We start from the raw sequence: 25,284 nt of genomic DNA, 5'->3' as shown, positions 1-25,284 counted from the left end.
TATTACTCTAATTCTTCAGTTTCATTTTGTAGTAATCTAAAAATAACTATTACTTCAAACGTAAATTAAACTCCTTCTTTCTCTTCTTTGTTTATAATGTTACACACTTTCCATTACCCAAAATACCTTACTTATTTTTTAAACCACTCTATACGATATTCGTATATCCTTATAAACTTTTCCAAACAGACTACTCTATGTACATCTATAAAGATTTTCCAAACAATTTAATCCATACATAATCCCGAATTATGATATCTTTATCAAAATCTGTTTCCCAATATTTCTCTTTTTTTACATTTCATATAACTTATTTATAAAAATCGAATAATTTTTTTCTGCATCATATTTATTTTTCCATGAAGAATATGCACAATCACGTAATTTAAGAATTTGTTCATTATTTAAGTTCCAATACGCTCGTATAATATTCTCAAGTTCTTCTTTTCTAAAATTTTCATCTAAAAGCCATCCATTATAACCATGTGTTACAATTTCATTTGTTCCCCCAACATTCGTTGCAACACATGGAATTCCAAACGAAAGAGCTTCCATTATAGACACAGGAATTCCTTCTGATATACTGACATTTACAAAAAGATCAAATTGATTATTTACATATATCCTCATTAAATCACTGTTTTTTATGTTTCCTTTAAATTCTACACTAATATTATTTGGAAGTTTTGTTGCCAACTCTTTGATCTGACTCATTAAAATTCCATCACCAAAATGCGTCCATTCAATATCCACATCTTTAAGATTCATTAATGTCTTTATAATTAAATCTAATCTTTTAACCGGTACTACATTTGAACAACTAACTATCCTTAATACTTTGCCTTTTTTATATTGTTCCACTCCATACCCTTTAGTTCCAAGAAAACTGGTTTTAATTTTGCTTTTATATCTTGGAAATTTATTTTGTAAATATTTTTTTCCATCTTCAGAACATGGATAAACAACATCAATATTTTTCAACAAAATTTCTCTGCATGGTATATACTTATTTTTTCTAAATTCTTCATACAAATCATATCGATGTGCACGTGATACAATTTTATTATTTGTCTTTAATACTTTTTTTAACAGTAGTGCAACATATGGCTGATACTCAAATCTGTATGAATAAAAAATTGCATCTTTTATCTCATCTAAACTGATACTTTTTTTTATTTTTCTCATCTCATAATTTGCTCTACTTAAATAAACAAACAAGTCTATTATCCTTTTTATCCCAAGCTGTTTTCTTTTTATCATCGAAAATAGTTCTTTATATAAATTAGGATCATTTAATACTCGAATACTATTTATTAAATATTTCCATCTTGGAGCATACCAAATAGGAATCACTGTAAAATTTTCAGGAAGTGCCCTCCGAGTTTTTGAGTGTTCTTTTCTTAATTGAAGTGCAAAAACATATACTTTGTCAAATTGATCATAAAATTTTACTTCTGTCTCCAAGTATGCTTCCCAAGTACCATATGGAAATTCATTTGTAAATAAACACAGTGTTTTCATAATGTATCGTCAATTTACTCTCCTCTTTTTTAACATGTTATCATTTTAATTTTATCCGAATATTTTTTAATACCTCATTCAAAGTATCCTGACACTGTTTTTGATTATTTCCCTGTACAATCACCTGTCCTACACAGTCATTTGAATTTTCAAACACCCTTACTCTATCACCTTGATGTTTAAAAAAAGTCACTTCTAAAACATCTTCATCCTTGCATCCATTAAATTCGATTTCTTCTAGAATTCCTTCCTTTTCAGTCTCCAAAATCATTCTGGCAAGGCCTGCTTTTGATGTTTCACGTCTTTTATTCCAATACTCCAGCGGATTTTCTCCAACAGCCATTGCAGCAATCATTTTGTAATATTCAATTCCGAAGTTAATCTCAACCAGTTCAGGGAGACAGTTTGCACCTACACGGCCTGTAAGCTCAATTACATAAACCTTATTGTCTCTCAAAATCAAGTCTACGTTTACTGCACAGTTATTCAATCCTAAAGCTTTGATTGCATTTTTTACAGCTTCTTCCGTCTGTTCGTGGATGTTCTCATCGCAATCCAGCGGAACATAATGTCCTACCGGTACTGCCGTATGGCTCATATAAGTTTCGTCGCCATGTGGCATAACAAAAAGTACCTCATTGTTATATACAAATGCCTGCGCACCAAATTCCCATCCTTCTATGAACTCTTCTACAATACAGTACGATCTTTTTGTTAATCCCATTGCTGCATGAAATCCGTCATAGGCATCTTTTTCTGTTTTTGCTATGTAAATTCCATTGCTTCCCTGTAAATCCGTTGCTTTAATGATCACCGGCAATTTAATTTTATCCAATGCATTTTTTAATTCCTCTTCACTGGAAATTTCAAAATACTGTGCTGTACTTACACCGTATTCCATAAATGCTTTTTTCATTTTTGACTTATCATTACACATGATGGCTGCTTTTTCCGGAAGTCCTGTTAATCCTAAAGAATCACAGGTTTTTCCAAGAGCTGAAATTCCTGTATCCAGACAGCAAGTAGCCACTCCGTCCAATTTAAGATTCGCTGCTTTTTTAGCAACCTCATCAGGATTTGCAATATTCATAAAGCACACTTCATCTGCCAGAGGAATTCCTGGAGGATTATTATCAGGCATGGTTCCTGCAATTGTTGTGATTCCCATCTCTTTTGCTGCTTTATACAGTCCGATCTGTCCTCTTCCAGCACCTAATACTAAAAGTCTTTTTCCTTCAACACCCATTTTTTCTTCTCCCTTCTAATTTGTATAAACATTTTTTCTGCATACTACAGTTTCAATTGTTTTAAAGAAAATCTTCAGATCACCCAGAAATGTTACTTTCTGTGTATATTTTGCATCCAGAGCCAGTTTGTCTTCCTGTGAAATATTATTTCGATAATAGGCCTGTGTATACCCTGTAATGCCTGGTTTTACTTTTAAACGATCTTTTCTTTTCTGGTCATACTCAGACAATGGTCTGTCTGTTGTTACTGGCCTTGGTCCGATCCAGCTCATGTCTCCTTTCAGAATATTAAATACCTGCGGTAGCTCATCAACTGAAATTTTTCTCATTAGCTTTCCGATTTTTGTTACTCTTGGATCATCTGCACTGTTAAAAGTTGAATTATCCTTATTTCTAATATCTGGCGCATTTACCTTCATGGAACGAAGCTTATACATATTAAAGATTGTCCCGTCTTTTCCCCTTCTCTTTGCCAGATAAAAAATCGTTCCCCTGTCCTCTAGCCAGATCAATGTCCCAAAAATAATACAGACTACTAATACGATCGGCAGTGCAATGACTGCAAATATAACATCCAAACCTCTTTTTATGTATCTTTCGTACATGAATTTATACTTCCCTTACTCCATTTCTATTTCTATTAAATCCAGCGCTTTTTCACATATTTCTACAGCCTTTTCAGCTGTATCTGCCTGCGCGATTACAAAGCCGCTACGATCTCCACTACTCTTTATGCCATTCATTTTTTCCCCGATCCCATGTACAACATAAATCTGTTTTACACCTGGAATCTTTCTGGCTTCTTCAAGTCCCCTGATATCTCTGATGAAACCTTGCTCAACTCTAAAATATCTTATAGCAGATGCTTTATGAAATTTAGGCTCTAAGTCTGCAGTTTCACCAAGTGCAATTCGTATACAACTTTCAACCATATCTACACCTGTGGAAAGAGGCGTAAGATAAGTCGTAATATTATCTCCTCCCAGCCGTGCTCCAAGCTCTACAACTTTAGGTCCATCCTTCGTTATTTTGATTTCTGTATGGGATGGTCCATTTGAAATACCAATTGCGTGATTCGCTGCAATAGCCACCTCCGCTATCTGCTTTTTTATTTCTTCTGTATGACCTGATGGCTGTGAATGTCCCATTTCTACAAAATATGGTGCATCTGTTGTCAGCTTATCTGTAATCTGAATAACATGGCATACGCCGTTGACACTTAAAGTTTCTACACTTACCTCTGGCCCTTCCATATACTCTTCAACCATGAGATCTCCGGACCTTGAAGATTCCTTACTGTAGTTATAAGCCTTTTCCACAGTTTCACTGTCATAATCTTTAAGCAGATTGATTCCCCGGCTTCCCGAATTATCTGCCGGTTTTATAATACATCGATAACCTGCTTCTTTTATTTTTCCTACTGCTTCCAAATATTCTTCTTTAGTAGATACTTTGTAAAATACAGGAATCGGAACACCTGCTTTTTTCAGTGCCTTCCGCATTTCCGCTTTATTTGTTGCTTTCACAGCTGTATCTGCACTAATTCCAATCAAATTCATTTCCCTTGCCACTGCTGCCACTGCTCTCATTGGCATATCTGTAGCAAGTGTCATGATTCCATCAATAGAATGTCTTTTTGCAGCTTTCACTATCTCAGGTATATCAATCGTGCTTATGATTTCTTTTTCGATTCCTTCTGTCTGAAAGCCTACTGCGTCGGGATTCATATCGACAACTACAACTTCCAGCCCCATTTCCTTTGCCTTTTTTATCGCTGGAAGCTGTAATATACTTGCTCCCAAAATCATGATTTTTTTCATTTAATATATTCCTTCACAATCCCCAAAAACATCTCAATCACATACTCCACTTCCTCATCCGTCAACTTCGTATGCAGCGGCAATGTGATCTCATTTTCAAATCGCTTATAAGCATTCGGGTAATCCTTGATATCAAATCCCATATTTTTATAAGCAGTCATCATTGGCAGTGGTTTGTAATGTACGTTGCAGGCAACCCCTTTTTCTGCCATTTTGACGATGATCTCGTGTCTCTGCTCCAGAGTGATTCCCGGGATTCTGGTGATGTACAGGTGTCCGGAAGACTGATGCTCTTCGTTGTAATGATCCAGCACTTCGATGTCGAGTGGTTTAAATGCTGCATCATATCTGCTGATGATTTCTTTTCTTCTTGCAAGCAAAGCTTTATACCGTTTCATCTGCGCCAGTCCAATCCCGGCAACTACATCGGTCATATTGCATTTAAACCAAGGTCCGATGATGTCATACTCCCAGGCGCCAAGCTGTGTTTTTGCAAGGGCATCCTTTGACTGACCATGAAGTGATAACAGCTGATACTGATGATAGATTTCTTCATTATCAATTCCTTCGATATCTCTCCATGCCACAGCGCCGCCTTCTGCTGTTGTAAAGTTTTTCACTGCATGGAAGCTGAAGTTTGAAAAATCCGCAATGCTGCCCACTGGTTTTCCATGCCAGGTCGCACCAAATGCATGGGCTGCATCTGCCATTACGATAACTCTTCCGATTGCTTCCTGAAGCTTATTGACTGGATGGAAAAGCTTCTTTTTCTCTTCTACGATAGAGAAGATCCTGTCATAGTCGCATGGCACTCCGCCAAGATCCACCGGAATGATCACTTTTGTTTTCTCTGTAATAGCTTCTGCCAGCTTGTCATAATCCATTTCCAGAGAATCTTCCTGTGTATCAATAAGAACCAGCTTTGCCCCGACATGACACACCACCGATGCACTTGCGGTATAGGTATAAGCGCAAGTGATCACTTCATCGCCTTCGTGGATTCCCAGAAGACGAAGTGTCATTTCCGCACATGCAGTCTGCGAATTCAGGCATACAGCTCTATTGGTGCCGCATAAATCCGCAACTTCTCTTTCCAGTTCTTTTGTTTTCGGTCCTGTTGTGATCCATCCGGATCTTAAAGCTTCTGCTACCTGTTCGATTTCTGCCTCTGTAATATCTGGCGGTGAAAATGGGATTTTCATTTTTTCAACACTCCTTCGTTTTCGTATATATGTAAATTATTGACCAGTTATCAGTTCTTCTCCGCAGCCACAGCCGCCTCACTCATCAGTTCCTCATACACCTTCTTATGCAGCTTCAGGTCGGAATCCGCAGAGTGATAGGTCGGTACGATCGCGGCTACAATGTCCCGGATCTTTTCGCTGTTGGCGTAGCCGTATGCTGCCAGGACTTCCAGCTGTCTGAAGAATTCCTGTACGTCCATTTCGATGGGTTTGCCGATGTGGATGAGGTCGTTTGGAGTTTTCTCCATGCCTTCCTCGGCCATCAGCTTTTCTTCGTAGAGCTTTTCGCCTGGGCGGAGGCCGGTGTAGGTGACTTTGATGTCTACATCCGGGGTGTAGCCAGAAAGCTTGATCAGGTTTCGGGCAAGGGTGTCGATCTTTACCGGGGCTCCCATGTCCAGGACGAAGATCTCGCCGCCTTTGGCGTAGGTTCCTGCCTGGAGGACAAGGCTTACGGCCTCCGGGATAGTCATAAAGTAGCGGATGATGTCCGGATGTGTGACGGTGACAGGGCCGCCTTTTTCGATCTGGCGCTTGAACAGCGGGATCACGCTTCCGTTGCTGCCCAGAACGTTTCCGAATCGTACAGCTACGAATTCTGTGCCGGTTCCTGCTTTCGATGTATGGTTCTCACTTACATATGCCTGGCCTTCGTTGTCGTGAAGTGCATCCAGGGTATCCTTTCTGTGTCCGCCAAGTCGTGGCAGCCAGTCGGTGTGTCCGTTGTGGCTGACCATGTTCATGCTCTGGACTACCATTTCGCAGAGTCGTTTGCTGGCGCCCATGATGTTGGTCGGGTTTACAGCCTTGTCGGTACTGATCAGCACAAAACGCTGGCAGCCGTTCATCATTGCCGCATATGCAGTCTTATAGGTTCCTACCACATTGTTCTTGATTGCCTCACAGGGGCTGTTCTCCATCAGCGGTACGTGCTTATGTGCGGCTGCATGATATACGATCTCCGGCTTGTAGGTTTCAAATACCCAGTTGATCCTTTTGCTGTCGCGGACGGAGCCGATCAGTACCTTCAGGTTCAGGTTCGGATAACTGGCCTTCAGTTCCTGCTCAATGTCATATGCGTTATTTTCATAAATATCGAAGATCACCAGAAGCTCCGGCTCATGACCTGCGATCTGACGGCAGAGCTCGCTTCCGATAGAACCGCCGCCTCCTGTTACCAGGATCCTTTTGCCCTTCAGATACTGAAAGATCTCTGACATGTTGACTTTGATGGTGTCTCGTCCAAGAAGATCCTCCACTGCTACTTTTTTCATCTTGCTCAGGGATACTTCTCCGTTTACAAGCTGATATACACCAGGAAGCTGCTTCAGCTCGCAGCCGGTTTCCTTGCAGATGTTCAGGATATCCCGCTTTTGATGCGGTGTTGCCGTCGGGATCGCAAGAAGGATCTGATTGATATGATACTTGTCCACATTGAGAAAAATATCGTCTCTTCCACCTACCACCGGAACGCCTTCCATGTATCTTCCCCATTTATTCGGATTGTCATCGATCAGGCAGCGTACTCTGGAATTGGTTTCCTTTGCATTCTGAAGCTCCCGGACAATGGTCCTGCCCGCTTCTCCTGCACCGATGATCATCACGTTTTTGCTCCGCTCCTCACGCTCGCTCTTTTCTCTGCGGTTCCGCTCAAGAAGTACAAAACGATAGGAGAAACGTACGCCTACAGTCAGGAAAAACTGCAGCATGATACCGATCAGATAATAGGAAGCCGGCATCCGTTCCCAGAAGATCGTGATACCCACAATATGCAGAACGCCAGTGATCACAGTTGCTACCGTGATCTTGATCAGCTCATGGAAGCTTGCGAAACGCCATACACTGTTATACAGATGCATGCATCCGAACACTACCAGGATGATAATGGTATAGATTGGTGCAAAACTCCTCCATGCGGCAAAATAGTCTGTGGGGATCGAGGAATACCGAAAATCGAATCTCACCAGCAGCGCCATAAAATAAGAAAAATTAACAGCTATCATGTCATAGATGATCAGATATATCGCAATTACTTTCCAATGTTCTAACTTCTTCATACTTCCTCCGGTCTGTCTTACTGTTTCTGCATAATCCCTGATGTATTCTTCCTGCTCTTTGTCTTCTGTCTGCTTTTCCCTGGGACTTTGTTTTGCCAGTGCCAGAAGCAGGACCGAGAACGCAAGGAATATTACGATCAGCATGATCAATAAAATCTGCATTTTTTTACTTCCTCTTTTATATTTATAACTTATCTAATTTATTTTTATCCCCGAACTGCGTCTCCGCAGCCCGGGTCATTATATTCGAATCTCAATATGTATGGATCATTTGGCGCCGCTTCCGCGGAAAACGACCATAACTGTCTTAACCAGGATCTCTATATCCAGCTTCAGACACCATTCGGCAATGTACTTTGTGTCAAGCTCTACGACTTCCTCGAAATCTGTAATATCACTTCGACCGCTTACCTGCCACATACCGGTAAGTCCCGGCTTGATGGCCAGACGTTTGCGATGGTGAAGCTCATACTTCTCCCACTCATCCATTGTCGGCGGTCTGGTTCCTACAAGACTCATATCTCCTTTCAGAATATTCCAGAACTGTGGAAATTCATCCAGGGATGTCTTTCGGATAAAATGTCCTACTCCTTTGATGATTCGTGGATCATCATCCATTTTGAACATCATTCCATCTTTTATGTTATTCTGTTTCATCAGTTCTTTTTTGCGTTCTTCTGCATCCATATACATGGAGCGGAATTTATAGATCTTGAACGGACGACCGTTCTTTCCCATGCGGACCTGTGAGAAAAATGCAGGACCCGGAGATTTGATCTTAATGGCCGGAACCAGAAAGATCGCTGCGATTCCTGTAAAAAGACAACCTACCAGACCGCCTGCGATATCCATAGCTCGTTTCACAAACATCTGGCGCGGTGTCACAATGTGGATACTGCTGGAAAGCACAGTGTATCCGCCAAGCTCCTCCACCACCTGGTTCTTGCCAAGGGATTTCATGGTTGCCAGTCTCATATGGATAACAACTCCCATTGCAGAACAATCCTTGATCATCTGCTCCGGGATCGGAATTTCCTTAGGCACTGCAAAAAATACTTCATCGATCCAGTTCTTATGGATATAGGAGATCATATCCTCCTTTCCGGCTACTACCGGCACTCCACAGACGGATGCTCCCTTCTTGTCACAATCCATAAAAACAATTCCTGCCAAATGATAGGTTCCGTAATTATTCTTGCGGATGGTTTCCACCACATTGTCTGCATTTTCACTGACTGTAACGATCAGCAGGGATCGCTTCTCGCTTTCTTCGTATCTGTGATCCTTCAGGAATTTCTTCAATGCCTGTCTGCCGCAGTAGCTGAAGCAGATATAAAGTACATAGGTGATCAGCAGGATCATTCTGGAATAATTGTTTCCAATTCTTAAAAGAAACATATATGCCAGGACCAGAAGACAGACCAGTGTACACTGTTCAAAGGTTTTCTTCAGTTCCACCAGCATTCCTCTTCGCAGAACTCCGCTGAAGCTTTCATTAAAAAATGTGACCATCAGCTGGATAAGAAACATCACCACTGCCACATTTCGATATAGCTCTGTCTCGTATGGCTGATCGATCCCGTTTCGGATCCAGTATGCAAGTACAAACGCAAGCTGCAGACACAACATATCGCAAATCGTAAAATCGGCATGTTTTACCCAGCTGCTGTTTTCTTTTTGATACATATTCTTTTCTACGCCTTCCCTCGCTTACATTTTTTGTTGCTTTTATCCCCTCTCCGGTATCTCAGGCACCTGGAGAGGGGATGATATTTATTTCACAACAATGGTAAGTACGGCTCCGTTGGAGCTGTTTCCACTGTTGTCTACTACATAATATGTAAGCTCGTAAGTTCCCGGTATATTTGTATTTACATTACCGTCAATCTGGATAACTCTAAAAAGATCACTTCTTGATTGTGTATCATCCTGGATATCCTTTACATAGCTTAATTTATCCAGCGTAGTTCCTACCGGTACCTCTACGTAATAGGTAGTCAGATACATCTTCGGATCCTGCGGAGAGAGCTGCTCGATCTTGTCTTCCTGTGTCTTCCGCGCCTGTTCCTCCGGAGTCAGTTCTCCTTCTGTGGAATCTCCGCTTTCAGCATCTGTGCTGTCTGCTTCTGTCCCATCCTGCATATCTGTCTCTTCTGCAGGCTCTGTGGTGTCTGTGGAATCTCCGTCCTCTGTGAGACCGTCATTATCGATCAGTCCCAGCTGCGGATTTTCAGCACTGCCGTCCTGAGCTTCCATGGTAAATTCTTTTTTTGTTACATTGTTGTTTTTGTCCTTTGCAACAAAGATAACAGAAACCTGTTTTCCGTCAGTCTTCGGATATATGGTTTCTACAGTAAGAGACTCTGTAACATCTCCATCTCTGTCATCCTGTGCCTTTACATCCTTCAGAAGATCCTCTTCTGTCATATCGGATGTATAATTCGTATCTTTTCCCTCTTCAAATGTGATCTTCGGTCCTTCATTATCCTCGGAGCTCTTCATGTATACTACACCGACTCCCATACCAAGGCAGATGACCACTAATAAAAACACAAAAAATTTCTTCATATTTTTGCTGCTCCCGGCCTTTCCCAACACTTTGATCCGTTGTTGTTATTTTTATGCGTGACGTTTCTTTTTCTTTTTGGATTTCTTGCCCATTTTGGAAGAGTATGGGATTGTACCAAGTACGCTTAATCCAAGATATTTCTCTACGTCTTCCGGTGTCTTTACAGTATCGTTTGTCAGATATATGATGAGCACAACGGCTGCTGCCAGAAGGATACCCAGAAGTCCGCCGATCACACCGTTTTTCGGTACGCTTGGGCTTGATGGCTCATCCGGGATGTTTGCTGTCTCTACCACATTTACTGCCTTGATATCCATAACCTGCTGGATATGCTTGGAAGCAATATCTCTTACTGCGTTTGCGATCTCTGCCGCTGTATAAGGATCGGTATCTGTAACTGTGATGGATACTACTCGTGTATCCGTTGGTGTATCTACGGAAAGCTTCTTAAGAAGCTTCTCATGTGTCATATCCAGTTTCAGCTGTGCGATCACACCCTCGGTAACTGTACGGCTCTTGATCAGCTCCGCATAGTCCTTTGTCAGTGATGTACTCGTCTGGATATCCTGATTGGTCAGTGTGCTGCTGTCCTGCTTGGACAGTACCACGATCTTGGTTGTGGATTCATACTTCGGTGTGATCAGAAGCATGGTTCCCATAACAGCTGCCAGGCAGAAAACAATACCGGATAAAATGATAACACCCAGCTTGCTCAGTAACAGGTGAAATACCTCACCAAGATCGATCTCTACTTCGTCGTTGTTGTTAACAGTCTGATTTTCCATTTCTTTTCTCCATTACCCTGTGATTTTCCGGGGATTTTTGATAAAGATCTTCTTTACATATTCGCTCCCCATTGTTTTTTCCATTTTGGCGACACATTTGCCGATCTCCGGGATACGCTCCGTCTTACGGTGTCCGTCAGAACCGACAAAATCCAGAAGCCCATGCTTCATGACTTTCCGTGCAAAGGTTTTTGCCCCGAATCCGTCCTGACCGCTGATGGTATCTGCGTTGACCTGGATATGTGCTCCCATATCCTTCAGCTCTGTCAAAAATCCAATATCGTTCCGGGTAGCCTTATAACGTTCCACATGAGCGATGATCGGGATAAAACCATTCATCAGAAGACTTCTGACCCGTTCTTCAATATAATTTTTCTCATCTCCGTTGCTGAATTCCACAAGCACATATCTGGAACCTGCAAGGGTAAGCCGCCGTCCCTTCTTAAGGCATTCCACCATATCCATACTGGAATGGAGTTCACAGCCCAGATAAAGTCTCATGCCTTCATCACCAATATTCATGGCTGCTCTACGCAGCTGCATGAACTGTCTTGTCACAATGTTCATATGCGGCTCAAACATATCGTACCGGAAATGTGGTGTCAGGATCACATGACGTACGCCCTCCTGATACTCCTTGTTGAGCATCCAGAGTGATTCTTCCATGTTTCTTGCACCGTCATCCACCCCGGGGAGGATATGACAATGAATATCATAAAGTCCCTTCATTAAAATAACCCACTCATTTCTGTTGTCAATGTTTTTTTATTTACTGCTGCTCTCACCATAATCTCCGTAGGAACCATACTTACCGTACTTGCCGTATTTACCATACTTGCCATAGTGACCGTAATTGCCGGCCTTGCTGTAGTCCACCTTGTTCAGGATGGTTCCCAGGATCGGGCAGTTGCTCTTGGCAAGCTGATCTCTTACTTCCTGTACAAAACGGTAGCTGATGGTACCGGATTCAACGACGATTACAGATCCGTCGCAGGAATCTGCTATGATAGCACTGTCGATGATCAGTCCAAGCGGCGGTGTATCTACAATAACGTAATCATAAACATCTCTTACCACGCGGATCATATCCTTGAAGAGTCTGTTTCCGAGAAGCTCTGCCGGGTTCGGAGGTACGATACCGGAGAAGATAATATGGAACTTCGGAAGTGTAGTGGCACAGATCACGTCAGAAAGCTTGGCCTGCTTGGAAAGATAATGAGCAAGTCCCATTACCTCCTGGTCTACTGTCACACGTCCCATCAAAACGGATTTACGCAGATCGGCATCGATCAGAAGCACTGATTTGCCGCTCTCAGCAAGAGAGGCAGCAAGATTAAATGCCACACTGCTCTTTCCCTCATTAGGAGTACAGCTGGTAAGTGCGATCACTTTCTTATCTGCTCCGCAGAACTGGATATTTGTTCGCAGAGCTTTATAAGCCTCATCCATCTGGTGATCAGACTTCCAGTTGCTCAGTTTAACTTTAATCATAATTCCTTTTCACCTTTACCTTTTTGTTCTATCTGATGACAGTCTTGCCCTTTGGGCATGTCTATAGGTTATTATACAATCCCATTTTCTAATACGCAAGTTCTTTATTCGACAGAAAAGCCGTTAAATATGTACAATTTGCCTAATTTTTATTATTTTTTATTCCCCGGCCCCGAAACAGGATAGATTATTTTTATTCCCTGTGTTAAAATAAACCCACGGCAATGAGTGCAGCGGTTACAGGAGGAGCCTTATTTTTTGCCAACCGTGATTGGCTGCCATAAGGAGGATATAAACATATGACAAAACAGGAATTTCAGAAACTGACCGAAGATCATGTCCTGCTGCTGGATGGTGCTACCGGCTCCAACCTGATGAAGGCCGGCATGCCGCGTGGTGTCTGCACAGAGAGCTGGGTGCTTGAGCACAAGGATGTGATCCAGTCTCTGCAGAAAGCATACATCGAGGCGGGAAGCCATATCATCTATGCGCCTACCTTCGGCGGAAACCGTATTAACCTCACTATGCACGGACTGGAGGATCAGATCGAACAGATCAATCATACCCTGGCCGGCTATTCAAAGGAGATCGCACCGGAGGGTGTTTTCGTAGCAGGTGATATCACCACCACAGGCAAGATGATGGCACCGGCCGGTGACATGACTTACGAAAAAGCCTTCGAAGTCTATCAGGAACAGATCGGCTATCTCCGTGATGCGGGTGTGGACCTGATCGTAGCGGAAACCATGATCAACATCGAGGAGACACTGGCTGCTGTAGACGCCTGCCAGAGTGTCTGCGAGCTTCCTATCATCTGTACCGTGACTGTAGAAGCAGACGGAAGTATCTTCAGCGGCGGAAATGCCATAGAGGCTGCCATGTCCCTGGAAGCTGCAGGTGCAGACGCTGTCGGCATCAACTGCTCGGTTGGCCCGGATCAGCTGGTATCGGTTATCCGCAATATCAAAGAGAACGTTTCCATTCCGGTCATTGCCAAACCCAATGCGGGAATGCCCCAGATCGATGATCTTGGAAATGCAGTTTACAGTATGACCCCTGCGGATTTTGCAGGTTATATGAAGGTGCTGGTGGACAACGGTGCTTCCGTGATCGGCGGATGCTGTGGTACCACACCGGAGTTTATTTCGGAAACCGCCCAGGTGCTTGGACTTCGATAACTTTAACCGGAACAGATATGCTTCCACGCACTGCTTCAATTTAGAACAGCAATAAGCCGTGAGTGAAAGATTCCGTCAAAAAATTCCTGAGGATCCTATGTGAGATATCAACAGATATCAACATAGAAATTCTCAGGATTTTTATTTTTCCGGATATTATTTCTCTTTTACTGCTTCTTCCGGCCGGTTTGCCTCATCCGCATAGGAGCTGCGGATCGCTTTTCGCACTGGAAGTACACAGGCAGGAACAACGGAAAGGCCGTCCACTCCCATCTGGATAAAAGCTTCTGTAAGATTGGAATCTGCTGCCAGCTCTCCGCATATGTAAACTTCACATCCTGACTTATGTCCTGCCTCTGTTACCATGCGGATCATCTTTACAAGCGCTGGATGATGATCGTTGTATTTATCCTTCAAAAGAAGATTCTGCCGGTCCATAGCCAGGGTATACTGGGTCAGGTCATTGGTTCCAAGGCTCAGAAAATCCACACGTTTTCCAAGTTCTTCACTGATCATGACCGCTGCCGGTGTTTCGATCATAATTCCGGTACGGATGTTTTTGTAAGGAATGTTCTTCTCATCCAGGCCCTTTTTTACCTCACGGATCAGCTTCTCGATCTCATCCAGTTCATCCTCGGACGTGATCATCGGATACATCAGGTTGATATTTCCATAGGCACTTGCACGGTAAATAGCCCGAAGCTGCGCTTTAAACATTTTTTTGCGATCAAGGCAGAGGCGGATGCCGCGGTTTCCCATCATAGGATTGACCTCATCAGGAATTGCCATATATTCTGCCTGACGGTCTGCCCCCAGGTCCACGGTACGGATCACTGCCGGACGTTCATCCATATCCTCGGCTACTTTTTTATAGGCACGGAACAGCTCATTCTCTCTTGGATAATTCTCTCTTCCGAGATACTGGAATTCACTTCGAAGAAGGCCGATACCTGCTGCTCCGTAATAAAGAACCGTATTCAGATCATCCAGATTTCCGATGTTTGCCAGAAGCTTGATCTCCTTGCCATCGGCTGTGATATCCTTCTGGTTCCGAAGTCTCAAAAGTTCTTCCCGCTCTTCCTTATCTGCTGCATGACGGATCTCATATTCCTTAAGAAGCTCCGGCTCCGGATCGATATACAGTGTTCCTGTATACCCATCTACAATAGCCATATGGCCATCCCATTCTTTCTGTATCTCCACCTCGACCAGGGTGGGGACTTCCATGGATTTTGCCATGATCGATACATGGGAAATAACAGACCCCTGATGCATGACTACCGCCAGAAGACTGGCTTTGTTCATCTCCAGAAGTTCATTGGGGGAAAGCTGCTCTGCTGCAAGGATCACCGGCTCATCTCCCAGATTGATCCGTGCATGGGAGCCACCCATGGCGCCGATCAGCAGCTCGGAAATCTCCCTGATATTTTCGATCTGTTCTTTGACAGCCTCGTCCTCCAGCTTGCGGAACACATTTGCAAGCTCATCCCTGGTTGTCTGGACTGCGTAAGCTGCACTGACCTTTTCTGTCGTGATCATGCTTTCCACGGCCCGCTGGAAGCTGCCGCCACTTAAGAGCTTCAGCTGCCGTTTCAAGGTCAGCTCCTGCTCTTTGGGGAGGGGTGCTCCGTTTTTATACATATGTTGGATCTGGTTCTTTACCGCTGTTCTTGCATTATCCAGACGATCCAGCTCCTTTTTTACATTGTCTACCATGGACTGACGGATCTGATATTCGCCTCTGTGGTAATACAGTATTTTTCCAATGGCTATTCCGGAAAAAGCGGATGTGCCTTTGTATATCTCCACCTGAAAAACCCCCTTACTGGTCCGTCTGCTTAATCGCAGGCAGCTTTAAACTCTGTCCAGATCTTATTGTATTCCTGCTCTGCTTCCTGGCTTACATTCTGTACGATCTCACCCTTTGTCACGCTGTCCGGAACAACCAGGCTCTCGTCTACCAGATCATCTGCTGCCTTGTTTGTATTGTAGTATCCGATATAGTTGATGCACTGTGCAGATACTTCCGGCTCCAGGATATAATTGATAAATTCATTGGCAGCCTTCGCATTCGGTGCTTCACTTGGCACAAACATTCCCATAATACCAAATCCAAGACCTTCCTCCGGATAAACCACCTTAAGATCCGGATTATCCTTCAGCGCCTGTGTTACCTGTGATGTATAAAGAAATGCCACACTTGCCTCTCCGTTGAGAAGTGCATTCTGTGTATTGTCATCCTGGATCATACGAATGTTCGGTGCCAGCTCTTTCAGCTTCTCACCTGTCTTGTCGATCACGGCTACATCTTCTTCGTTCATGCTCTCTCCCATGGAAAGCTGTGTGATGCCACAGATCACGCGGTAATTACCTACGATGGCAATGCTGTCCTCCAGAGACTTATCCCAGAGATCCTTGTATCCTTTAATGTCGATATCTACCTGCTCCGGATCATAAACGATCAGTGGGATTCCTGCTCCGTAAGGTACTGTATATTCGTCATCCGGATCATAAAACTGTCCCTGATAAAGGGAGTTGATGTTCTTAAAATTGGAAACGGTATCCTTGTCGATCTTCTGGACAAGTCCCTCTTTTACCGCGCTGTCGATAATGTAATCATCTGCAATTACCACATCGTAATCGCCACCCTTTGCCTGGGAAAGCTTCTCAAGCATGGTCTCATCGGTATCAAAGTTGGAATATACTACCTTGGTCCCTGTTTCTTTTTCAAAATCATCCAGCACTCCCTGCGGAAACATTCCGTCCCATGTATAAAGTACCAGTTCATCCTTATCCTTTGCACTGACACTGACACCTGTTATCATAGATGTTCCAAGTACCGCACATAACATGATCGCTGCTGCTTTTTTTGATCTCATAGAACCTCCTTCATGTCTCTCTCTGACGTCTTGTTATTTTGCTTTTACCTTTGTCCAAAGCTCTGCGAATTTCTGCTTGATCTTTGGCTTCTGGTATCCGAAGATCTCATTCTTTGGATTGTCGATCTGCGGAATATAGGAAGAAATTCCCTCATAAGTTCCGTTCTTCATCTCCTCGAATGCACTCTTTACAGTAGAAGTATATCCTACTTCTTCGGTATTGGAAAGAGCATTTTCATCATCCAGCATAAAATTGATGAACTCATGAGCCAGATCTACTTCATTGCAGTCCTTGGTAATGACCATGGCATCATACCAGGTATTGGTTCCCTGCTGCGGAGTATAATAGCCAAGCTCCGGATTTTCGCTGATAATATAGGAAGCATCTCCGGAATAAACAACCGCCATTGCCTTGTTTCCTGAGATCATGTTGTCGATCACATCATCACCTGCATAGATCGGATCCATGGTATCTCTCTGCCGGATCAGCCACTCATAAGCCTGCTGGATCTCATCAAGATTTTTTGTGTTCATGGAATACCCCAGCGCTTTCAGGGCGATCATAAAGGAATCCCTTTCGGAATCATACATATAAAGATCTCCCTTATATTTTTCATCGCAGAGAATATTCCAGCCCTCTTTGTCAAGATCCTCCTGAGAGACTACATTCTTATTATAAAGGATTCCTACAGTTCCCCAGAAATACGGACAGGAATAACGATTTCCCGGATCATAGTCCTTATTCTGTACCTCGGGAAGAAGATTTTTGCTGTTTGGAATTTTTTTCCAGTCAAGGGCCTGAAGATATTCCTCCTTGATCAGTCTTTCAATCATATAATCTGACGGAACCAAAACATCGTAGGTTTCACCACTGGCCAGCTTGGTGTACATCATCTCATTGGACTCGAAGGTTTCATATACAACAGTACAGTTATACTGCTTCTCAAATTTGTCTAGAAGACTCAGGTCCATATATTCTCCGGCATTATATACACGAAGCACGTGGTTTCCCTGACTTACGAGCGTCCACTTTCCCAATACCAGAACAACCGCAGCAGCTGTGATAACCGCAACGATCCTTCTTTTTTTCGGATCCATTTTTTTCACGGTGGAGGCCTGAAGCTTCGGCATGATCAGATTTGCAAAAAGAAGCACCAGTACAATGACCACGATCACAATGGTAGAAAGGGCGTTGATGGTGGGATTGATGCGCTTTGTCATATTATATACAACAATGGATATATTTTTTACTCCGTTTCCGGAAACAAAGTAGGAAATTACGAAATCGTCAAAGGACATAGTAAAGGCCAGGAGCGCTCCCGCAAAAATCCCTTCTTTGATCATGGGCACGATAACCTTGGTAAGTGCCTGATATGGCGTTGCACCAAGATCCATGGCTGCATTGGCAAGGTTCGGATCCAGGCTTCGTACCTTCGGATATACACTGGTGATCACATAGGGCGTACAGAATGCGATATGTGCCAGCAGCATGGTCAGATAGCCTTTCGTCATTCCCAGCGAAGAAAACAGCAGCATCAGACCAATCGCGGTTACGATCTCCGGATTCAGAATTGGAAAGTTATTGATGGTAAGGACCATCTCCTTCAGCACCTTTCTGGATTTTGAAAGTCCGATGGCTGTGATGGTTCCCAGCACTGTGGAAATAACAGTTGCCAGAATTGCCACTGTGACCGAAACATAAACTGCCTTACTGATCTCCATGTTGTTTATCAGCTCTCCGTACCAGCGCAGGGAAAATCCTGTAAATCTGGTCAGGGACTTGGATGAGTTAAAGGAAAAGATCATGGTCACAAGGATCGGCAGGTAAAAAAATGCCAGACACAGCACTACATATAATTTTGAAAATATGGTATTTTTTCTTTTCATCTCCTGCCTCCTTTAATCGTCCTGGGTATCCATCTTCTTCATCAGGCTCATAAAGATCAGGATGATCACTGCCAGGATCAGAGAGATGGCACTTCCGAAGTTCCAGTCACCTACAGAAATAAACTGTGACTCGATGAGATTACCGATCAGCATGTACTGGCCGCCGCCGAGAAGCTTCGGAATAACGAAGGTTGATATGGACAGAAGGAATACCATCATGATACCATTGACCACACCTGGCATGGAAAGCTTCCAGGTGATCCTCCAGAAGGTCTGGAAGGGATTGGCACCAAGGTCGTTGGCCGCTTCGATCAGTGACTTGTCCATTTTACTTAAGGATGTATGGATCGGAATGATCATAAAGGGCATAAAGTTACAAACAAGGCCCACGATAACGGAAAAATCTGTATACATCATGGTGATCGGTGAGATTCCCAGCATTTTCAGAAGGTTGTTCACCAGACCATTGTCAGAAAGAATGTTCATCCATGCATAGGTACGGAGAAGCATGTTGATCCACATGGGAATGGTGACCATAAGGATCAGAAAGCTCTGCACCTTTTCGGAATATTTGGAGATAATGTATGCCAGCGGATATCCGCAGACCAGGCAGATCAGTGTGGTCAGGATACCCAGGCGGAAGGATTTCAGGATAACACTTAAATATGTAGCTTCCAGAAATTTTGCAAAATTCGCCCATGTAAAATGCAGGGTCAGAACTTCATTTCCATCTGAGGTAAATGCATAAAGCACGATCAGGATCAATGGTACCACGATCAGGATCGAAGCCCAGATGATATACGGCTTGATCAGATGCTTGAACTGTTTCATTAGTATCCTCCCATTCTGCACATAACATGGATATCCTCAGGACCAAACTTCAGTCCCACTTCACGTCCCACTTCTGCATAATCGGTAGTATGCACCATGTATGTGCGAAGCTCCGTCTCGACCAGGATCTCATAATGCACGCCCTTGAACGTAATGTTCCGTACCGTTCCTCTGATCTTGGCCTGATCCGGTTCCACAATATCCAGATCCTCCGGGCGGAGAACAACCTCAATGGCTTCGTTGTCCTCAAATCCCTTGTCTACACATTCAAAACGGAAGCCATCAAACTCCACAAGGAAATCCCTGATCATTATTCCTTCTATAATATTGGACTCTCCGATAAAGCCGGCAACAAAACGGTTCTCCGGCTCATTATAGATATCTGTCGGGCTGCCAATCTGCTGGATCTCACCGTTGTTCATGACTACTACCGTATCAGACATGGAAAGTGCCTCCTCCTGGTCATGGGTGACATAGATAAAGGTGATCCCTACCTCTCTCTGGATCTTTTTCAGCTCGATCTGCATCTGCTTACGGATCTTGGCATCCAGTGCGCCGAGTGGCTCATCCAGCAGAAGAACCTTCGGCTCATTGACAAGAGCTCTGGCAATGGCAACTCGCTGCTGCTGTCCACCGGAAAGAAGTGTAACATCTCTTTTTTCGAAGCCTTCCAGCCCTACCATTTTCAGCATTCTTTTTACCTTCTGCTCAATAACAGATTTATCTACCTTTTTCAGATTCAGGCCGAAACCGATATTGTCCATAACATTGAGATGCGGAAACAATGCATATTTCTGGAATACCGTGTTGATCTCTCTTTTATATGGAGGCAGCTTGGAGATCTCAATTCCGTTAAACAGTACCTCTCCGCCGCTTGGCTCCTCAAAGCCTGCAATGATCCTTAAGGTTGTTGTCTTTCCACAGCCGCTGGGTCCCAGAAGCGTAAGGAATTCGTTTTCGTGAATGTCCAGATTAATGCCCCGGAGCACCTGCTGGTCATCAAAGTTTTTTGTGAGATTTTTTAACTCGATCAGTTTATTGCTCATCTTTTATATTCCCCTTCCCGCGTTTTCCTGCGATCAGATATACTGCCAGTACCAGAAGGATCACTCCCAGCATTATGGTACAAAGTGCATTGATCTCCGGCGTAACGCCTGTTTTCATCTGTGTGTAAACTTTTATCGGCAGCGTGGATACACGTGGCCCGGTTACAAAAATACTGATCACCACATCGTCCATGGACATGGCAAAGGCCAGCAGAGAGCCGGATATAACAGCCGGCATGATCAGCGGCAGGGTAATGTCCCAGAAGGCCCGAAAGGAACCGGCACCAAGATCTCTGGCTGCCTCTTCCAGGGACGGATCCATTCCCACAAGCCTTGCTTTTACCTCCATCAAAATATAGGGCACGCAGAAAACCGTGTGTCCGATCAGAAGTGTCAGCATTCCAAATGGCAGGTTCAGCATATAGAAAAATGCCATCAGTACCATTCCCAGAATGATTTCCGGGATCATCAGAGGCAGGATGGAAATATACTCCATCACCCCTTTTGTTTTCCAGTGGATCCTGGAAAGTCCTACAGCCCCCAGTGTTCCGATCATTGCAGATACCCCACAGCTGGACACCGCCAGGATCAAACTGTTTTTCAATGCCTGGATCAGATCCCTGTCCTGAAACAGTTCCTGATACCATTTCAGGGAAAATCCGGTAAAGCGCACCGGAAGTCTTGCTTCATTAAACGAAAATACCACTACCACACCAATGGGCAGATACATAAGGAAAAACAGGATTCCCAGGTACAATCCTGAAAGCTTTGAGTTCTTTTTCATCCGATTCCCTCCAGTTCCTTCACATTGGTAAGCTTCCGATATAATACGATCATCAGAGTTGTCAGTATCATCAGTACCACAGCCAGTGCTGCGGCAAAGGGCCAGTTATTGCCTCTTGTCATCTGCTCCTGGATCAGGCTTCCCACAAGTACGATCTTGTTTCCGCCCAGGATATCCGCAATAAAAAACAGACCCATAGACGGAATAAAGGTAAGTATCACTCCGGAAAGAAGTCCCGGCAAAGTCAGCTTAAAGGTGACGCTCCAGAAAGCCTTCCATCTGCTGGCTCCAAGGTCTCTGGCAGCTTCCACAAGGGACCAGTCCAGCTTTTCCGCACTGGAATATACGGACAGTGCCATAAACGGCAGCAATACATAGATCATACCGATCACGATCGCCGGATAGCTGTACAGGATTTTTAAGGGCTCCTGGATGATGCCAAGCTTCATCAGCAGATAATTCAGAAGGCCCTTTTTCTGGAGAATGATGATCCAGCCATAAAGACGGATCAGGGAATTCACCCAGAAAGGCAGCATCAGGAAAAGCATGGCCAACTTCTTTTTGCCCTCGGAAAGCTTTGCCATAAAGTATCCGAAAGGGTAGCCCACCAGACAGATGATCAAAGTGCTGGTGAGCGCAAGGCGGAAGGATCCCGTAAAGGTCTGCAGGTATACAGGCTCCAGGATCTGCTTGTAATTATCCAGAGTAAATTTCCAGTTCACGCCGTAGCCGCCGTCTGCTGTGGAAAAGCTCAGTGCAACTACATACAGAAGAGGCAGTGCAACGAAGATCAGTGTAAAAAGATACAGCGGCAGGATCATCCATACGGAGCCTGCTCTGTGCTTACGCATGGGTACCTCCTGCACAGGGACATGACTGATCCGGCAATACTTCTTCTGATCTTTCTTCCCGATCTACCAGCACTGCATCTGTAGGAAGAAAACAGCAGCGCACCTTTTCTCCTACACTGACATTTGTATCAATGCCGTAACGGCTTGCCACGATTTCCTGACCTTCCGAAGTTTTCAAAACAACTCGGAGCTGGCCGCCGGCGAAGGTTTTTTCAATGACTTCGGCGGTTAAGCCATCGCAGCTGTCATCTGTGTTTTTTTCTGCGGGCTCCTGTACGCTCTTTTGTGTGTTTTCTGATGTGCAATTCGGCGTGCTTTGTTGTGCATTTTTTTTATTTTCTTCAAACCGGATATTTTCGCTTCTTACTGCGATGGTAACCTTTTCTCCTTTTTGTGGGAAATATCCTCTGTCAGATGTAGCTGCGGTGTCCATTGATACTTTTACTTTTCCGGCATCAGTTCTTACGGTGATCTGAGCGGAAGTACCGTCAATCTCCTCTTCCGCAATGCTTTCCACAATGCCGGTCAGGATATTGGCATTTCCAACAAAGGTTGCCACATAGCTGGTCTTCGGATGATTATAGATCTCATCCGGCGTCCCGATCTGCTCAAAGCGTCCGTGGTTCATCACAGCGATCGTATCAGACATGTTGATGGCTTCTTCCTGATCGTGAGTGATATAGATAAAGGTGATCCCCAGCTTCTTCTGCAGGCGCTTCAGCTCGTGCTGCATGGCACGCCTCAGCTGCAGATCCAGTGCACCAAGGGGTTCGTCCAGAAGAAGTACCTCCGGATTGTTCACAAGTGCTCTGGCTATGGCCACACGCTGGCGCTGACCGCCGGAAAGCTCTGACGGCTTACGCCTCTCAAAGCCCGGAAGCTGAACAAGCTCCAGCATTTCTTTGACTCTTCTGCTGATCTCTGCTTTCGATGTTTTTTTCAATTTCAGCCCATATCCAATGTTATCTGCTACATTCATATGGGGAAAAAGTGCATAATTCTGGAACACTGTGTTCACATTGCGCTGATTCGGTTCCAGGAATGTCACATCCTTTCCATCCAGAAAAACCTGGCCGGAATCTGGCTGTTCCAGGCCTGCAATGATCCGCAGTGTGGTGGTTTTTCCACAGCCGGAAGACCCCAGCAGAGTGACAAATTCTCCTTTTTTTGCTGTAAGACAAATGCTTTCCAGGACGTCCTCACCTTCCTGGAAGCTCTTTTTTATGTTTTTCAGTTCTAATGAAATTTCGGACATTTCGTTCTCCTTCTGTTTGCTATGATATCCGTACCCTGCATGGGACTTTCCTGATATAAAATTGCTTATTGTACTCTCGCAGGGGATTCTCCTGATCCAAGATTGCTTATTATACCCCGCGTGGGACTTTCCTGATTCAAGATTGCTTATTGTACCCCATGGGATTTCCTGATTCAAGATTGCTTATTGTACCTTCATAGGACTTCTCTGGTTCGGTTAACTACTCATTTTCATGAAAATTATCTCGTATATACTGACAATAAGTTTCTTTATTAAATACAGGTTTAAATTCCTGACAGATTTTTTTTGCTTCTTTTGCCTGATCACAGAGAAGACGATACGTAGTCAGTGCCAGAAGCTTGGCTGGTTTGATATATGCCAGTTCTTCATCCATGATCTTAAAATCTGCTCCGTGGAGTTTTCCCGCAAATCCTCCGAATGTAAAATTCAGCACTGGAAACAGATGGGTCAGGTCTCCTACGTCGGTACAGGCGTTGTTAAAATCTGCCGGCTTTGAACATCGGTATGAAGCATCCAGAAGCTTTACGGATTCTTCCATCACTTTATCCGCACCTCTGTGCAGGATCGGCATATATCCCTGAAGCGGTTCTCTTTCGATCATACCACCGAATGCATAGGCAGCTCCGTCATAGGCACGGTCCATTTTTTCCTGTGTTGCCCGGATCGCATCCAGAGACGCTGCACGGACTTTTGTTTCGATCACCGCTTCGTCCGGAACTGCATTGATCACATCCCCGGCTTTTCGGATCACGTTGTGAATACGCACATGGTCTTCCTCCCGGAACGTTTCCCGCATCAGTCCCATCATCTGAATGGCACTGGAAGTAATACTTAATGCATTGACACCATCCCATGGATCAATGGCTGCATGTGCGGCTTTTCCTCTTACTGTCACTCGTTCTGCGGAAAATCCGTTGCAAGCTGCATTTCCCAGGTAGAAGTCTTCCTCCACCGGCATCATGTGCACATGTGTTGTCATAATAATATCAGAATGGTCAAATTCTCCAAGACGGATCAGCTCGCTTTTTCCGGATGCAGGAAAGCCGATTCCTTCTTTACGAAGCCGTGCACGTTTATCTGCATCAATGTATTCTTCCGCCGGAACGGCAAAAAAAGATACGGACCCAGACAGAGAGGCTTGAACCTCCTCATTGGTCAGTGCCAATGCTGCGCCAATCATGGCTGCAATCTGTGCGTGGTGTCCGCATGCATGTGCTGTCCCGTTGACGGGATCAGCCATCGGATGCGACTTACATCCGATGGCGTCAAGTTCTCCGATAATCGTAATGTTCGGTCCGTCCTGTTCCATCCACTCGGCGCGAACCCCTGTGCGTGCAAGTCCTCCATGCACACGAAGTCCCAGGCCACGCAAAAAAGCCGCTACGTGTGCGGCTGTTCTCTCCTCATAAAACCCTGGTTCCGGATGACTCTGGATATCCTTCGCAAAGGCTATGATCTCATCTCTGTGTTCATCTATAGTCTGAATGATCTTTTCTTCAATATGATTCATGTCTTATAACCTCCATTTTCCGCAGGTTAAGCTATATGATATCATAAAACAGTTGGTTTGGAAATAGATATTTTTTGGAGATATTTCCATCACCAAAAACAACTAATCTGTCACATTCCAGTTTTTGTTTTAGCTGCAAAGCAGCCTGCGCTTTGGATGCTTTTTGCGGCATGATCTCCAGCCACTGCTCTCCTGTGTAGATGTCCTTCTGTTGACACTCCCCACAGCTAAAGCAGGGGGATTCTTGCTTCTTCCACTACTGCATTGGCAAACACCTTACGGTACTGCAATGTCTTACACAGTGTCCA

At 44.2% G+C, this 25,284-nt stretch carries 21 protein-coding genes; 1 reads left to right on the top strand and 20 read right to left on the bottom strand.

Annotation, left to right across the window (positions count from 1 at the left end; genetic code table 11):
• Nucleotides 1-294: 294 nt before the first annotated feature.
• The 11 genes from NE671_RS01260 to NE671_RS01210 all read right to left on the bottom strand — a co-directional run bounded on the left by NE671_RS01260 (nucleotide 295) and on the right by NE671_RS01210 (nucleotide 12,734).
• Nucleotides 295-1,464: a glycosyltransferase gene (locus NE671_RS01260; protein ID WP_173741476.1), complete on the bottom strand. Its 1,170-nt coding sequence runs from the start codon at nucleotides 1,462-1,464 to the stop codon at nucleotides 295-297.
• A gap of 97 nt (nucleotides 1,465-1,561) precedes the next feature.
• A complete protein-coding gene (locus NE671_RS01255) occupies nucleotides 1,562-2,767 on the bottom strand; it encodes an ATP-grasp domain-containing protein (protein ID WP_256163560.1) in 1,206 nt (401 codons plus the stop codon).
• A 15-nt stretch (nucleotides 2,768-2,782) separates the two neighbouring features.
• Nucleotides 2,783-3,373 carry a sugar transferase gene (locus tag NE671_RS01250; RefSeq protein ID WP_256163559.1) on the bottom strand — a complete coding sequence of 197 codons (591 nt, stop codon included), beginning with the start codon at nucleotides 3,371-3,373 and terminating at the stop codon, nucleotides 2,783-2,785.
• A gap of 15 nt (nucleotides 3,374-3,388) precedes the next feature.
• Nucleotides 3,389-4,588, bottom strand: coding sequence for an ATP-grasp domain-containing protein (locus NE671_RS01245; RefSeq protein WP_110102086.1), 1,200 nt, complete (start codon nucleotides 4,586-4,588; stop codon nucleotides 3,389-3,391).
• Nucleotides 4,585-5,790 (bottom strand): DegT/DnrJ/EryC1/StrS family aminotransferase, encoded by a 1,206-nt coding sequence (locus NE671_RS01240; protein ID WP_015525695.1) that lies wholly within the window; start codon nucleotides 5,788-5,790, stop codon nucleotides 4,585-4,587. Before NE671_RS01240 ends, NE671_RS01245 begins: the two co-directional genes overlap by 4 nt.
• 50 nt (nucleotides 5,791-5,840) lie before the next feature.
• On the bottom strand, nucleotides 5,841-7,889 hold the full coding sequence (locus NE671_RS01235) for a polysaccharide biosynthesis protein (protein ID WP_334304390.1): 2,049 nt from the start codon (nucleotides 7,887-7,889) through the stop codon (nucleotides 5,841-5,843).
• A gap of 267 nt (nucleotides 7,890-8,156) precedes the next feature.
• On the bottom strand, nucleotides 8,157-9,575 hold the full coding sequence (locus tag NE671_RS01230; RefSeq protein ID WP_022426286.1) for a sugar transferase: 1,419 nt from the start codon (nucleotides 9,573-9,575) through the stop codon (nucleotides 8,157-8,159).
• An 87-nt stretch (nucleotides 9,576-9,662) separates the two neighbouring features.
• A complete protein-coding gene (locus NE671_RS01225; protein WP_092073327.1) occupies nucleotides 9,663-10,457 on the bottom strand; it encodes an immunoglobulin-like domain-containing protein in 795 nt (264 codons plus the stop codon).
• Between the two features lie 51 nt (nucleotides 10,458-10,508).
• A complete protein-coding gene (locus NE671_RS01220) occupies nucleotides 10,509-11,243 on the bottom strand; it encodes a YveK family protein (RefSeq protein WP_092073330.1) in 735 nt (244 codons plus the stop codon).
• Nucleotides 11,244-11,255: 12 nt separating this feature from the next.
• Nucleotides 11,256-11,972 carry a CpsB/CapC family capsule biosynthesis tyrosine phosphatase gene (locus tag NE671_RS01215; RefSeq protein ID WP_015525687.1) on the bottom strand — a complete coding sequence of 239 codons (717 nt, stop codon included), beginning with the start codon at nucleotides 11,970-11,972 and terminating at the stop codon, nucleotides 11,256-11,258.
• Nucleotides 11,973-12,008: 36 nt separating this feature from the next.
• Complete coding sequence (locus NE671_RS01210) at nucleotides 12,009-12,734, bottom strand: polysaccharide biosynthesis tyrosine autokinase (protein ID WP_015525686.1); 726 nt, start codon at nucleotides 12,732-12,734, stop codon at nucleotides 12,009-12,011.
• A 299-nt stretch (nucleotides 12,735-13,033) separates the two neighbouring features.
• On the opposite strand from NE671_RS01210, the gene NE671_RS01205 reads away from it, so the two are divergent.
• Nucleotides 13,034-13,912: a homocysteine S-methyltransferase family protein gene (locus NE671_RS01205; RefSeq protein WP_022426289.1), complete on the top strand. Its 879-nt coding sequence runs from the start codon at nucleotides 13,034-13,036 to the stop codon at nucleotides 13,910-13,912.
• Between the two features lie 156 nt (nucleotides 13,913-14,068).
• Here NE671_RS01205 and ptsP read toward each other — a convergent pair whose 3' ends face one another.
• The 9 genes from ptsP to NE671_RS01160 form a co-directional block, all read right to left on the bottom strand.
• On the bottom strand, nucleotides 14,069-15,721 hold the full coding sequence (gene ptsP, locus NE671_RS01200; RefSeq protein ID WP_022426290.1) for a phosphoenolpyruvate--protein phosphotransferase: 1,653 nt from the start codon (nucleotides 15,719-15,721) through the stop codon (nucleotides 14,069-14,071).
• Nucleotides 15,722-15,750: 29 nt separating this feature from the next.
• Nucleotides 15,751-16,791 carry a polyamine ABC transporter substrate-binding protein gene (locus NE671_RS01195; protein ID WP_118752472.1) on the bottom strand — a complete coding sequence of 347 codons (1,041 nt, stop codon included), beginning with the start codon at nucleotides 16,789-16,791 and terminating at the stop codon, nucleotides 15,751-15,753.
• Between the two features lie 33 nt (nucleotides 16,792-16,824).
• Nucleotides 16,825-18,678, bottom strand: a complete 1,854-nt coding sequence (locus NE671_RS01190; RefSeq protein WP_059086331.1) for an extracellular solute-binding protein — start codon at nucleotides 18,676-18,678, stop codon at nucleotides 16,825-16,827.
• 12 nt (nucleotides 18,679-18,690) lie between these two features.
• Nucleotides 18,691-19,509, bottom strand: a complete 819-nt coding sequence (locus tag NE671_RS01185; protein ID WP_015525682.1) for an ABC transporter permease — start codon at nucleotides 19,507-19,509, stop codon at nucleotides 18,691-18,693.
• On the bottom strand, nucleotides 19,509-20,555 hold the full coding sequence (gene potA / locus NE671_RS01180; RefSeq protein WP_129976125.1) for a spermidine/putrescine ABC transporter ATP-binding protein: 1,047 nt from the start codon (nucleotides 20,553-20,555) through the stop codon (nucleotides 19,509-19,511). Before potA ends, NE671_RS01185 begins: the two co-directional genes overlap by 1 nt.
• Nucleotides 20,545-21,339, bottom strand: a complete 795-nt coding sequence (locus NE671_RS01175; protein ID WP_173740688.1) for an ABC transporter permease — start codon at nucleotides 21,337-21,339, stop codon at nucleotides 20,545-20,547. The genes potA and NE671_RS01175 overlap by 11 nt, the downstream gene beginning before the upstream one ends.
• Nucleotides 21,336-22,190, bottom strand: a complete 855-nt coding sequence (locus NE671_RS01170) for an ABC transporter permease (protein WP_015525679.1) — start codon at nucleotides 22,188-22,190, stop codon at nucleotides 21,336-21,338. The genes NE671_RS01175 and NE671_RS01170 overlap by 4 nt, the downstream gene beginning before the upstream one ends.
• A complete protein-coding gene (locus NE671_RS01165; RefSeq protein WP_173740689.1) occupies nucleotides 22,183-23,445 on the bottom strand; it encodes an ABC transporter ATP-binding protein in 1,263 nt (420 codons plus the stop codon). Before NE671_RS01165 ends, NE671_RS01170 begins: the two co-directional genes overlap by 8 nt.
• Before the next feature lie 220 nt (nucleotides 23,446-23,665).
• A complete protein-coding gene (locus NE671_RS01160; RefSeq protein ID WP_173740690.1) occupies nucleotides 23,666-24,976 on the bottom strand; it encodes a peptidase dimerization domain-containing protein in 1,311 nt (436 codons plus the stop codon).
• Nucleotides 24,977-25,284 lie beyond the last annotated feature (308 nt).

This window comes from Blautia sp. DFI.9.10 (assembly GCF_024461705.1).
GTDB lineage: Bacteria > Bacillota > Clostridia > Lachnospirales > Lachnospiraceae > Blautia_A > Blautia_A fusiformis.
This window is presented reverse-complemented; position numbering and strand designations above follow the sequence as displayed.